We start from the raw sequence: 12,527 nt of genomic DNA on the forward strand, positions 1-12,527 counted from the left end.
GCAAACGTTCAATTACGTGCATTGAGTACTGAGCGTACCCGCTGCGCGAGGGCATCAGGGCTGTAGGGTTTACCCAGCAGGTGAATATCGGCTCCCAACTGGTGATTGCTGGAAAGCACGTCGCGGGTATGCCCGGAGGTAAACAACACAGCAACGGGCGGCTGTTGTACCTTGGCCCATTCGGCCAGGTCCGTGCTTTTCATCCGCCCGGGCATGACCACATCGGTAAAGATCAGATCCGGCCGCAAACCGGTGCGTAGCATCAACATGGCGTCATCGCCGTCCTCGGCAGTGATTACCGTGTAGCCGGCCTGTTGCAGCAGCTCCACCGCCGCGGCACGTACACCTTGGTTGTCCTCCACGACCAGGATGGTTTCGCGGCCGCCTTCCTGCAACACCACCTGGGCAGGCGCTTCCTCGCTTTCCGGCTCAAGGCTGTGGGGGAAGTACATCTGCACTACGGTGCCCTGGCCTGGCTCGCTGCTGACCTGCACATGCCCGCCACTTTGCTTGACGAAACCAAACACCATACTCAAGCCAAGGCCGGTGCCGTGACCGTCCGGCTTGGTGGTAAAGAACGGCTCGAAGACCCGCCGCAGCACCGCCGGCGGCATGCCGGCCCCGGTGTCGCTGACCGACAGGCGCACATATTCACCGGGGGCAATCCCGTTGCGGCTGCCATCCTCGGGCGACAGCGTGATGTTTTCACCGGTGATACAGATCACCCCCTCGCCCTTCATGGCATCCCGGGCATTGATCGCCAGGTTGAGCACGGCGTTTTCCAACTGATTGCGATCGACATGAATACACCACGGGTCTTGCGGCAATTGCACATCGATCTGGATGGTTTCCCCTAGGGCCCGCTGCAGTAACTCACCCAGGCCTTCATAAATGCGCCGGGGGTTGAACACCGCCGGTGAAAGGGGCTGGCGCCGGGCAAACGCCAGCAGTTGCGAAGACAGCTTGGCGCCACGCTCGACCGCAGCCAAGGCAGCACCGACGCGCCGTTGTACCTGGGGGTTGTCCCGTTCATGGCGGGCCAGCAAGTGCAGGTTGCCGGCAATCACCTGCAGCAGATTATTGAAGTCATGGGCCACGCCCCCCGTCAGCCCGCCAATGGCCTCGAGCTTTTGCGACTGGCGCAACTGGTCCTCGGCGGCCGAGCGCGCCTGGACTTCGGCGGCGACGCGTTGTTCCAGGGTGTGGGTGAGCTTGAGCAGGGACTCTTCCGCGATCTTGCGCACATGGATATCTATGATCACCCCGGGAAAGCGCAGCGGCTGACCGTCCGCGTCCAACTCGCAACGCCCGCTGGCCAGTACCCACAGATAGCTGGCGTCAGGGCGCCGCACGCGAAACTCGGCGTTAAACGGCCCGCCGGCTTCCACGGTACGGGCAATCTGGCGATTGACCCGCGCCAGATCGTCGGGATGGATGACCTCGGTGGCGGCGGCGATGGGCAGGCCCTGCTCGACATCTTCCATGGACAGGCCCAGGGTGCGGGCGAAACGCGCGTCACCCGATAGGCGATCCGGCAGCACATCCCAGACAAACGAGCCCATCAACGCCCCGGCATTGAGCGCCAGCTGCAAGCGCTCGTCCGCCACGCGGTAGGCCCCCTCGGCTTCCTGGCGCAAGCGCTCGGACAGCACATGCGCGGTGGTTTCCACGACAATCGCCAGCACCCCGGCCGGCTGCTGGTCGTCACCGGCCACCGGGCTGTAATAGAGGTCCAGCCACAAGTCTTCGGGCTGACCATTGCGCAGCAGCGTCAAGGCCTTGTTGCGATAGGACAAGGTGCCACCGGCCAGGCAGGTGTTCATGACATGACGGTTGAAGTCGGCCACTTCCGGCCAGCCCTGCTCCACCGGCACGCCCAACAGGAACGGATGCCGGCCGCCGGCAAACACCGAGTAACTGTCGTTGTAGATCATGTACCCGGCGCGCCCCCAGAGCATCACCATCGGCACCGGCGAGGCAAGGAGCATCTGCACGGCACAGGCCAGGCTGGTGGACCAACTGTCAATCGAGCCCAGGTCCGTGGTCGACCAGTCAAAGGCACGAATCCTTTGGGCCATTTCACCGCCCCAGCCGTCACAACCATGGGTATTGGATAAGAATTGCATGGACCCTGCTCATACAAAGAGAAGACATTCGCCAAGGTTGGAGCATAGCGGTGCTAGATGGTTTCACTCTGTATCACTGTGGCTAGGAGGCTTGTCCCCCGCTGGGCTGCGCAGCAGCCCCAAAACCTACCACCTCGGTGTGTCTGGTGGAGCATGGTGAGGCGATTGGGGTGGCTTTGCCACCCAGCGCGAGGGCAAGCCCGCTCGCCACATAAAGCCAGTGGTCCATAGTAGGTTCGAGGGTGCTGCAAGTTCCCCTGTGGCTAGGGGGGCTTGCCGGAACGCCGTATCGCCCCCCGTTGGGTTGCGCAGCAGCCCCAAAACCTACCACCTCGGTGTGTCTGGTGGAGCATGGTGAGGCGGTTGGGGTGGCTTCGCCACCCAGCGCGGGGCAAGCCCGCTCGCCACATAAAGCTAGTGGTCCATAGTAGGTTCGAGGGTGCTACAAGTTCCCTGTGGCTAGGGGGCTTGCCGGAACGCCGTATCGCCCCCGTTGGGTTGCGCAGCAGCCCCAAAACCTACCACCTCGGTGTGTCTGGTGGAGCATGGTGAGGCGGTTGGGGTGGCTTCGCCACCCAGCGCGGGGCAAGCCCGCTCGCCACATAAAGCTAGTGGTCCATAGTAGGTTCGAGGGGGCTACAAGTTCCCTGTGGCTAGGGGGCTTGCCGGAACGCCGTATCGCCCCCGTTGGGTTGCGCAGCAGCCCCAAAACCTGCCACCTCGGTGTGTCTGGCGGAGCATGGTGAGGCGGCTGGGGTGGCTTCGCCGCCCAGCGCGGGGCAAGCCCGCTCGCCACATAAAGCCAGTGGTCCACAGTAAGTTCGAGGGTGCTGCAAGTTCCCTGTGGCTAGGGGGCTTGCCGGAACGCCGTATCGCCCCCGTTGGGTTGCGCAGCAGCCCCAAAACCTGCCACCTCGGTGTATCTGGCGGAGCATGGTGAGGCGGTTGGGGTGGCTTTGCCACCCAGCGCGGGGCAAGCCCGCTCGCCACATAAAGCCAGTAGTTCATAGTAGGTTCGAGGGTGCTGCAAGTTCCCTGTGGCTAGGGGGCTTGCCGGAACGCCGTATCGCCCCCGTTGGGTTGCGCAGCAGCCCCAAAACCTACCACCTCGGTGTGTCTGGTGGAGCATGGTGAGGCGGTTGGGGTGGCTTCGCCACCCAGCGCGGGGCAAGCCCGCTCGCCACATAAAGCCAGTGGTCCATAGTAGGTTCGAGGGTGCTGCAAGTTCCCTGTGGCTAGGGGGCTTGTCCCCCGGTGGGCTGCGCAGCAGCCCCAAAACCTACCACCTCGGTGTGTCTGGTGGAGCATGGTGAGGCGATTGGGGTGGCTTTGCCACCCAGCGCGGGGCAAGCCCGCTCGCCACATAAAGCCAGTGGTCCACAGTAGGTTCGAGGGTGCTGCAAGTTCCCTGTGGCGAGGGGGCTTGTCCCCCGGTGGGCTGCGCAGCAGCCCCAAAACCTGCCACCTCGGTGTGTCTGGTGGAGCATGGTGAGGCGATTGGGGTGGCTTTGCCACCCAGCGCGGGGCAAGCCCGCTCGCCACATAAAGCTAGTGGTCCATAGTAGGTTCGAGGATGCTGCAAGTTCCCTGTGGCTAGGGGGCTTGCCGGAACGCCGTATCGCCCCCGTTGGGTTGCGCAGCAGCCCCAAAACCTACCACCTCGGTGTGTCTGGTGGTAGCGCGGGGCGAGCTCGCCACAACAAGGCCTCCTTCGCCACAGGGGTGTTTTTTGAAAAAAGAGCGTTGTACCCGTCAGCGAAAATCCCGGCTACGCACGCTGATCCCCGCCAACAGTGGCGTCAGGTCGCTCAAGCGGCCCGCGATCAAATGGCGGACTTCGCCCACCGCTTCCCAGCGCCCCTCCACCTTGAGCAGCCGTGAGTTCACCAGCACCTGGCGCTGACGCTCGGCCAGGTCGCGCCAGACCACCACGTTGATGTTGCCAAACTCGTCTTCCAGGGTCACGAAGGTCACGCCGCTGGCGGTGCCCGGGCGCTGGCGCCCGGTGACTAGGCCGGCAACGCTGACATTGCGCCCATGCTCCACCGCCTGCAGTTCCTGTGAACTGCGGCAGCGCCGCGCGCGCAATTGATCACGCAACAGCACCAAGGGATGGGGCCCCAGGGTCGTGCCCACGCTGGCATAGTCGGCGTACAGGTCTTCGCCGACGCTGGGGGCCGGCAGTTGCACCGCCTCTTCCTGGGGGCTCGACGCCCCGGCAAATAATCCCAGTTGCGTCTCCACCCCGGCCACGTCCCAGCGCGCTTGATGCCGGTGCCCGGTCAACTGACGCAAGGCCCCGGCATCCGCCAGCAGTTCCTGGGCCCGGCTGTCCAGTCGGGCGCGCTCGCCCAGGTCGGCGATATCGCAAAACCCAGCGGCCTGGCGGACTTTTTCGATACGCCGGCCCTCGTCTTCGCGAAAGCCGCTGATCATGCGCAAACCCATGCGAATCGCCGGTTGCTCGCCGTCGATGGGTTCCAGGCTGCAATCCCAGTCACTGGCGGTCACGTCCACCGGGCGAACCTGCAAGTGATGGCGGCGCGCATCCTGCAGGATCTGGTCCGGGCTGTAGAAGCCCATGGGCCAGCTGTTGATCAGAGCACAGGCGAACGCCGCCGGCTCATGGCATTTGAGCCAGCAACTGGCATAGGTCAGCAAGGCAAAACTGGCCGCATGGGACTCAGGAAAACCGTAGCTGCCAAAGCCCTTGATCTGCTCGAACACCTGGGCGGCGAAGGCCTCGCTGTAGCCGTTGTTGAGCATACCGGCGCGCAGCCGCTGGCGATGGGGCTCCAGGCCACCATGGCGCTTCCAGGCCGCCATCGAACGGCGCAACTGGTCAGCTTCGCCAGGGGTATAGTCCGCCGCGACAATGGCGATCTGCATCACTTGCTCCTGGAACAGCGGAATACCCAACGTGCGCTTGAGTACCGCTTCCAGCTTGGGCGACGGATAGGTCTCGGGCTCTTCCTGGTTCCGCCTGCGCAGATACGGATGCACCATGCCGCCCTGGATCGGCCCGGGGCGCACGATGGCCACCTCGATCACCAGGTCATAGAACGTCTTGGGCTTGAGCCGGGGCAGCATGGACATCTGCGCCCGTGACTCGATCTGGAATACGCCGATGGTGTCGGCGCGGCTGATCATCGCGTAGGTTGCCGGATCTTCCGAGGGCACCGTCGCCAGTGTCAGGTCGCGGTGACGATGGCGGCGCAGCAGGTCGAAGCAGCGGCGGATCGCGCTGAGCATGCCGAGGGCGAGGATATCGACCTTGAGCAGGCCCACGGCGTCCAGGTCATCCTTGTCCCACTGGATGATGGTACGTTCGGCCATGGCGGCGTTTTCCACCGGCACCAAGGTGTCCAGCGGTTGCTCGGAAATCACGAAGCCACCGGGGTGCTGGGACAGGTGGCGCGGGAAGCCGATCAGTTGCTGGGTCAAGCCCAGGACCCGTCGCAAGACCGGGCTCTCGGGGTCAAAACCACCCTCGCGCAAGCGCTCCAGGGGCGGCGCTTCATCGCTCCAGCGCCCGCAACAATCGGCCAGGGCGTTGACCTGATCCGGTGGCAGGCCCAGGGCCTTGGCCACATCACGCACCGCGCCGGCACCGTGGTAGCTGCTGACCACTGCGGTCAAGGCTGCGCGGCGCCGGCCATAGCGCTGGAACACGTATTGCAATACCTCTTCGCGGCGTTCGTGCTCGAAGTCCACATCGATATCCGGCGGCTCGTTGCGTTCCCGGGACAGGAAGCGCTCGAACAACATGTTCATCCGGCTGGGATCGATTTCAGTGATGCCCAGGGCAAAGCACACCGCCGAGTTGGCCGCCGAGCCACGGCCCTGACAGAGGATCGAACGGCTGCGGGCGAAGCGCACGATGTCGTGCACGGTAAGGAAATAGCTTTCGTAGCCCAGGTCGCTGATCAACTCCAGTTCATTACCGATCTGCTCCAGGGTCTTGGCTGACACCCCCTCGGGCCAGCGCCGGGCAATGCCCTCTTCGGTCAAGGCGCGCAGCCAGGATTTTGCGCTGTGCCCTTGCGGCACCAACTCCCTGGGGTATTGATAGCGCAACTGCCCCAGGTCGAAGGTGCAACGGCGGGCGATCTGCAGTGACGCCTCGAGCAAGTGCGCCGGATACAGCGCACCGATCGCCTCCAGGCTACGCAAGTGCCGCTCGCCATTGGGGTGCAGGCGGTGGCCGGTTTGTGCCACCGGCAGATGGTGACGGATGGCGGTCATGGTGTCCTGCAAGGCGCGCCGGCTGCGCACATGCATATGCACATCACCACAGGCCACAGCCGGCAGCCCCAGGCTGGCGGCCAGTTGCAGGCGCTGCGCCAGACGATGGGCATCGTCCTGGGCGCAATGCAGCTCTACCGCCAGCCATAGCTGCTGATTGAAGGTTTCGCACAGCCATTGGCCCTCGGCAGGCGTATCGCCCTCCTCGGCCAGCCACAGCACCAGCAACCCCGGCACCGGGTCGGCGAAGTCTTCGCGCAACAGGCGGTACTGGCCTTTTTCGGCACGACGCCGGGCCTGGGTGATCAGCCGGCACAGGTGCTGGTAGCCCTGTAGGTTCTCCACCAGCAACACCAGTTTCGGGCCGTTCTCCAGGCGCACCTCACTGCCGACGATCAACGCCAGCCCGACCTCCTTGGCCGCCTGCCAGGCACGCACGATGCCGGCCAGGGTGCATTCGTCGGTGATTGCCAGGGCGTGATAACCCTGCTGTTTGGCGCGTTCGCACAACTCGCGGGCACTGGACGCGCCGCGCTGGAAGCTGAAGTTGGACAGGCAATGCAACTCGGCGTAGCCCTGCATCATGCAAACCAACCCTGCAGCCACAACCCGGCGCTGTCACCCACGGTGCGATAAGCCCAGCCTTGCTGCCCGGCACGGGTGCGCACCAGGTAGTAGTCGCGGCGGATATCCGCGCCATCCCACCAACCGGACTCGATGCGCTCCGGGCCCAGCAGGATCTGGATGCCCTGCTCGGCCAACAAGGTCGGCTCCTTGAGCAACCAGCCAGGGCGTTGCACCGGGTTCAAGGGCGGGCAGACGCGGCTGTCGCTGCCCGGCAGCCAGGCACACTCGGGGCGATGGTCAGCATGAAAGCGCAAGCCCTGCACCGCCTCATCCCCCAGACGCGCCCGCAGACGCTCGCGCAATTGTGCCCAGGGCAGGGTTTGCTGCGGGCGCTCGTCGAACAGGTCCTGGCGCTGGGGCACAAACACCGGCAGGTCCTCGGCCAGCAGGCGCAGGCCACGCACTGGCGCGGCTACTAGCACCTGTTCCAGGCGACCACGGGCCAGTTCAAACAGCATCGACGGTTCGCGCTCGGCACTCAACAGGCCAACCGTGATTACGCTGTCCGGCGCCTCGGCATGCTCCAGGTGCAGGGCAAAACGCTGCACGCCACTGTCGCGGCCACAGAGGAACGCCGCCAGGTCGCCGGTCAGACGCCGCAAGGGAAACAGCAGGGCCTGGTGAGACTGCACATCGAAATTCAATTCGATGCGCAGGTCGAAACGATCCGGAGGCTGATAGAAATCCAGGGCCAGCGCCCGTTGCCCGATCAAGGCATCCAGGTGCTTGAGCAACCCTGCGTCAAACCGCCGGGCCAAGGTATGCCGGGGCAACGCCTGCACCTGGGCCAGGGTCCGCAGGCCCATGCGCGACAAGGCCGTGGCGGCTTGCGGGTCGATGCCGACGCGATCGATGGGCATCGGCCCAAGGGCTTGCTGGAGGCCCTCGGCATCGGCCACGGCCAGGCCATCGTAGGCATTGGCCAATACGCGCGCGGCGGCCGGGTTGGGGGCGGCGACGATACGGTGGCGAAAGCCCAGGTCGGTCAGTTCCTCGCGCAAGCGTGCTTCCAGCAGCGGCCACGGCCCGAACAGGCCCAGGCTCGATTCAATTTCAAACAGCAAGGCCCGCGGATAGAACACGCTGACCTGGGAGCTGAAACCATAGGCCCAGGCAGCGAGCAGTTGTTGGCAACGGTCGATATCCACCGGATCGTATTCGACGCAGGCAAAGGCCTTGGTCAGGGCATGGGCCGCCGTCAGGGATTGGCCGGGGCGCAGGCCCAAGGCTCGGGCGGCGGCATTGACGGTTTGCAGCACCCGGCGCTGTGGCGGGCCGGCCAACAACGCCAGGGGTTGCTCGGGCTCGGGGCGCTGACGCAAGACCCCGTCCAACGCCAATTGCGGGAAGACAATACACACCCAGCGCATATCAACCTCAGTGCCCGCGGGCCAGGGCAATCGGCGCGGGATGGGCCAGGCCGCCCCGGCACTTGAGCACCCGCACCTGGCTCGGCTCGACGGCCAGGCGCAGGGCGGCCGGTGACGGGTTGATCGCCTCGCCCAGGGCCCGCCAGGCAAACGCCAGGGTCTGGCCGGTCTCGGCGGCCACCTGCAAGCGGCGCAAGGCCCGATCATCCGCCTTGCGCGGCCAGCACAGCACAGCGCCGCAACTACCGGAACGCAGGCATTGCTCCGCCGCCCACAAGGCATCGCGCTCATCGGCCTGGATCACCGAGAGCTGGCGCAGGTCTACGCCGGCGTTCTGCCAGGCGTGGGGGTATGGGGTATACGGCGGCGCCACCAGCACAATGCGCTCGCCGGCCGCCGACAGCCGCGCCAGGGTCGGCCAGACCAGTTGCAATTCGCCCACGCCCTGCTGGGCCACGAGGATTTCACTCAAGGCCGCCTCCGGCCAGCCACCGCTGGGCAACACCGCATCCAGGGCCGCAAGCCCGGTGGGATGCACACTGGCCGGCGGTGCGGCCGGCCGCCCCTTCCAGACCCGCCCGCCATTGAACAGCGAGTCCAGTGCAACCACGGCGCCCATCAGCCTGGCCTCACCAGGCCACAGAACACACCTTCGATGGCCAGGTCCTGGTCGGGACGGACCACGATCGGTTGATAGGCGGGGTTGCGCGGCAACAGACGGACGCTGTGGCCCACTCGCTCAAAACGCTTGATGGTGACTTCGCCATCCAGGCGCGCCACCACAATCTGCCCGTTCAACGCCTCGGCACTGCGTCGCACGCCCACCAGATCGCCATCGAGAATGCCGTCTTCGATCATCGAGTCACCTTGGACCCGCAGCAGGTAATCCGGGACCCGGGCAAAGGTCGCAGGGTCGAGCATCAGCCGTGCGTGCACTTCGGCATCGGCGCCGATGGGCAGGCCGGCGGCGACGCGGCCCAGCACCGGGACATCCAGCCATTCGGGGGCGTACTGGTTGATTGAGCAGGCGAATGCCCCGGGCCTGGTTCGGGTTGACCTCGATAAAACCGGCCTCGGTCAGCGCCAACACGTGTTTGCGCGCCACACTGCGTGAGGCAAACCCAAAGGCCTCGGCGATCTCGGCGAGGCTGGGCGGCTGACCTTGCTGCGCGATACGCTCGCGGATGAAGTTCAGGATGGCGGAACGGCGGGGGAGTAAGAGTCGTCATGGAGTACATTTGTACTCCTGTGGGAAATTTCTGACAATAGCCGCTAGTCAGAAGCCGGCCCACCTATCGCTGGGCTGGAATGCGGATCTCGCCACCCCGGCATTGCGTCTTGATGCTCTTCGGGCAGCCGGCAAAGCGCAGTTCCTTGTTCAAGCAGACCCGCACCTCCGACAACACCTTGCCCTTGCAGATCACGGCCATGCCGTGGCGCCCCATGCCGGGGTTGCTCTCGCGAAACAAAGCTTCAATGTCCCTGGCTGCGAGTGGGCCCGGCACATTGAAGGGCTCGAACGCCTGCGGAATCTGCACCACGCCCAATGCTGTATCAGTCTTGTCCAGATACTCGGATGCTTCCACGCCGCTGCATGTGCCGTGCTTGGCCCACTCATGCTTGAGCAGTTTTTCGGTGACGAACAGTGACATGCCCTTGGTCAGTTCCTCGGCCGACAACTGCGACTGCGGCAGGCAAGATGCCGGCCAACCGCCTCGCGCATATTGTGGCCACAGGCCGTGCAGCACAAAGCCGTAGCCCTTGCCCGTGCATTGTTGGTCCTGCGGGTGGGTCAGGCAAAAAGTCGGCGACCAGGACAGTGACAACACATAAAAATCAAAGTCGCCGGCCTGTCCCTGATTGCGGGGGGCAGCATCAGCCAGGGCGGTCAATACCAGGCACAGGGCGATCCAGGAGGTTCTCCATTTCATCGAGTCAATCCTTCATTAAAGTGAGCGGCCATTGTTATGAACGACCGCCCCGTCACGCAGTCAGGTAACGCACCGCCGCACCGCCGAAAGCTCAACAGCTGTGAGAGTCAGGGCTTGCGCTGCAACACCCGATCCATGATCCGGTCGGTCTTCAAGGCCTCGATCGCCAGTGCCGGGTGCACACTCTCGCCGCGAATATGGGCGTTCATGCCCAGCACGTGGTGCCACTGGATATGGGGGTGATGGGCAATATGCAGGGTCTCGCTGACTTCGGCTTGCAGCTGCAACGGCTGCTCGTCGAATACTGAAAACGTGATACGCCCTGTGCTGCCGATCAACTCGACCCGATCCTCGCGCCGGTCAGCCACAAAGTTCCAGCAGCCCATGCCCAGCGCGCCCGAGCTGAAGCTCCAGCAGGCGGTGACCGCGTCTTCCGCCGCATAGCGCCCAGCCTGGCGCGCGGTGTAACCCGTGACCTCGACGATATCCCCCGCCAGGTACTGGAACAGGTCGAAACCATGGCTGGCCAGGTCGGCAAAATAACCACCCCCGGCAATCGCCGGATCCGTGCGCCAGTTGCTGGCATGGGTATCCGTCGGCGCTGGCGGCTTGCACAACGTCCAGGTCAGGTGGCGCAACTCGCCGATGCGCCCTTCTTGCAGCCAGGCACGCACCTGCTGGAAGCGCGGCAGAGAGCGCCGGTAATAGGAGACAAACAGATGCAGCCCGGCCCGCTCGAAAGTGCGCTGCATCAATGCGCTCTGCTCGGCATTCAGCGACATCGGCTTCTCGACGCAGCAATGCTTGCCCGCCGCCGCCACCAGCAGGCTGTATTCCAGGTGGCTGGCCGGTGGCGTGGCGATGTACACCGCATCCACTTCGGGATCATCGATCAGCGCCTGGGCATCGGTGTAAAACCGGGCAATCCCGTGGCGTGCCGCATAATCGCGCACCGCTTCCTCACGACGCCCCATCACAGCCACCAGGGCCGAACCTGGCGCTTTGTAGAAAGCGGGTCCACTCTTTACTTCAGTAACACTGCCACAACCGATCATGCCCCAGCGGATGGTGCTCATCTGACTTTCCTTCACCGGTATTTTTTCAGTTGGGCAGTATCGGCGTTTTCCTGCACGGTCTCCAGCCTCCCCCCATAAAGACCAAGCATGACAATTGCATTACACTTTTATGACGATCATCTGGCTGCGGGGGCACAGACCATGAAAATACGCGCAACGGTGATTTGCGAACACAAAGGGCACATTCTGTTCGTGCGCAAGGCCAGGTCGAAATGGGCGTTGCCCGGCGGCAAGGTCGAGCGCGATGAGCGCCCGGTCGGCGCGGCCGAGCGTGAGCTGCAAGAGGAAACCGGGCTGAACGTAGATGGTTTGTTGTATCTGCAGGAGTTAAAGGCCAGTGACACGCTGCATCACGTGTTTGAAGCCTCGGTGGTGAACATCGACCAGGCCCGGCCCTGCAATGAAATCATCGATTGCCAATGGCATGCCTACAGCGCACTGGAGCAGTTGGACGCTACCGACGCTACCAAGCGCATTGTCCGTTCGTTTCTGCGCAGACTCTGATACCTAGCCGAATGCCGCAAACCCACGGCGCCCGGCTTTGAGTTCGGTGCGCAGCTCGCCGATCAGGTTGGAGATGGCACGGATACTATTCAGGCCCTGGGGCGATACGCCGGTCAATAGCAGGTCCACGCGACCGGACTCGGGCTCGAAGACGCGGATGGTCAATAAACCCTCGGAGTTGACGCGACAGTCACACGACAGCGGGGCGAAACCGGACGCCATGATGCGGCTCAAATCAACGATGGAAATCATCCTGGGCACCCTTGCTCGCACATGACGCGATGGACGTGATTCATGCAGGGTAGATCAGGTTGTGCAACCCGTGTGGCCAATCCTACGAAAGTGTTAGCTACCCCACATTTTTGCGCGACAGCGCTGGTGCAATGACGTCAGAAAAACCACGCACGTTCATCCGGGTTCACGGTATGAAGGCCAAATCGCGGGCAAAAAAAATCCCAAGTAGCTGATGGAAACTTGGGATTTAAAAATGCATAAACCGTGGGAGGTGAACGCCCGGCAATAATAACCACTGAGACAACTTGTAACAAGTTGATTAATAGCCTTTCGTCGGATTGAAACAGCGCTAAGTCATTCAATAACCACACATTTTTTTATGGAGCACGACACTTTCAGTGCCACTTTTTGGTG

At 63.7% G+C, this 12,527-nt stretch carries 8 protein-coding genes and 1 pseudogene; 1 reads left to right on the forward strand and 8 read right to left on the reverse strand.

The annotated features are described in order from the left end of the window. Positions 1-8: 8 nt before the first annotated feature. The 7 genes and pseudogenes from JTY93_RS15025 to JTY93_RS15055 form a co-directional block, all read right to left on the reverse strand. Positions 9-2,126: a hybrid sensor histidine kinase/response regulator gene (locus JTY93_RS15025; RefSeq protein WP_205477810.1), complete on the reverse strand. Its 2,118-nt coding sequence runs from the start codon at positions 2,124-2,126 to the stop codon at positions 9-11. Positions 2,127-3,878: 1,752 nt separating this feature from the next. Further along, positions 3,879-6,977, reverse strand: coding sequence for an error-prone DNA polymerase (locus JTY93_RS15030; protein ID WP_205480250.1), 3,099 nt, complete (start codon positions 6,975-6,977; stop codon positions 3,879-3,881). Beyond that, entirely contained in the window at positions 6,953-8,368 is a 1,416-nt protein-coding gene (locus tag JTY93_RS15035) for a Y-family DNA polymerase (protein WP_205480248.1), read from the reverse strand. Before JTY93_RS15035 ends, JTY93_RS15030 begins: the two co-directional genes overlap by 25 nt. A gap of 7 nt (positions 8,369-8,375) precedes the next feature. Then, on the reverse strand, positions 8,376-8,987 hold the full coding sequence (gene imuA / locus JTY93_RS15040; protein WP_169993078.1) for a translesion DNA synthesis-associated protein ImuA: 612 nt from the start codon (positions 8,985-8,987) through the stop codon (positions 8,376-8,378). Continuing rightward, positions 8,987-9,606: pseudogene (lexA, locus tag JTY93_RS15045) on the reverse strand (transcriptional repressor LexA). The gene imuA and the pseudogene lexA overlap by 1 nt, the downstream one beginning before the upstream one ends. A 54-nt stretch (positions 9,607-9,660) precedes the next feature. Further along, a complete protein-coding gene (locus JTY93_RS15050; RefSeq protein ID WP_205480245.1) occupies positions 9,661-10,299 on the reverse strand; it encodes a ribonuclease T2 family protein in 639 nt (212 codons plus the stop codon). 107 nt (positions 10,300-10,406) lie between these two features. Continuing rightward, on the reverse strand, positions 10,407-11,375 hold the full coding sequence (locus JTY93_RS15055; RefSeq protein WP_205480237.1) for a Gfo/Idh/MocA family protein: 969 nt from the start codon (positions 11,373-11,375) through the stop codon (positions 10,407-10,409). Positions 11,376-11,516: 141 nt separating this feature from the next. Here JTY93_RS15055 and JTY93_RS15060 point away from each other — a divergent pair, with 141 nt between their 5' ends. After that, entirely contained in the window at positions 11,517-11,879 is a 363-nt protein-coding gene (locus JTY93_RS15060) for an NUDIX hydrolase (protein WP_205480252.1), read from the forward strand. 3 nt (positions 11,880-11,882) lie between these two features. Here the strand turns inward: JTY93_RS15060 and JTY93_RS15065 are convergent, their stop codons facing one another. Continuing rightward, the gene (locus tag JTY93_RS15065) at positions 11,883-12,131 is read right to left on the reverse strand and encodes a DUF1652 domain-containing protein (protein ID WP_205480235.1); all 249 of its coding nucleotides are present in this window, start codon (positions 12,129-12,131) and stop codon (positions 11,883-11,885) included. Positions 12,132-12,527: the final 396 nt, after the last annotated feature.

Source organism: Pseudomonas hygromyciniae (assembly GCF_016925675.1).
GTDB classification, from domain to species: Bacteria; Pseudomonadota; Gammaproteobacteria; order Pseudomonadales; family Pseudomonadaceae; genus Aquipseudomonas; species Aquipseudomonas hygromyciniae.

Coding starts and splice junctions, on each gene's coding strand:
- JTY93_RS15065 (WP_205480235.1), bottom strand. CDS start 12,131: ATGATTTCCATCGTTGATTTGAGCCGCATCATGGCGTCCGGTTTCGCC.
- JTY93_RS15035 (WP_205480248.1), bottom strand. CDS start 8,368: ATGCGCTGGGTGTGTATTGTCTTCCCGCAATTGGCGTTGGACGGGGTC.
- JTY93_RS15055 (WP_205480237.1), bottom strand. CDS start 11,375: ATGAGCACCATCCGCTGGGGCATGATCGGTTGTGGCAGTGTTACTGAA.
- JTY93_RS15025 (WP_205477810.1), bottom strand. CDS start 2,126: ATGCAATTCTTATCCAATACCCATGGTTGTGACGGCTGGGGCGGTGAA.
- JTY93_RS15050 (WP_205480245.1), bottom strand. CDS start 10,299: ATGAAATGGAGAACCTCCTGGATCGCCCTGTGCCTGGTATTGACCGCC.
- JTY93_RS15060 (WP_205480252.1), top strand. CDS start 11,517: ATGAAAATACGCGCAACGGTGATTTGCGAACACAAAGGGCACATTCTG.
- imuA (WP_169993078.1), bottom strand. CDS start 8,987: ATGGGCGCCGTGGTTGCACTGGACTCGCTGTTCAATGGCGGGCGGGTC.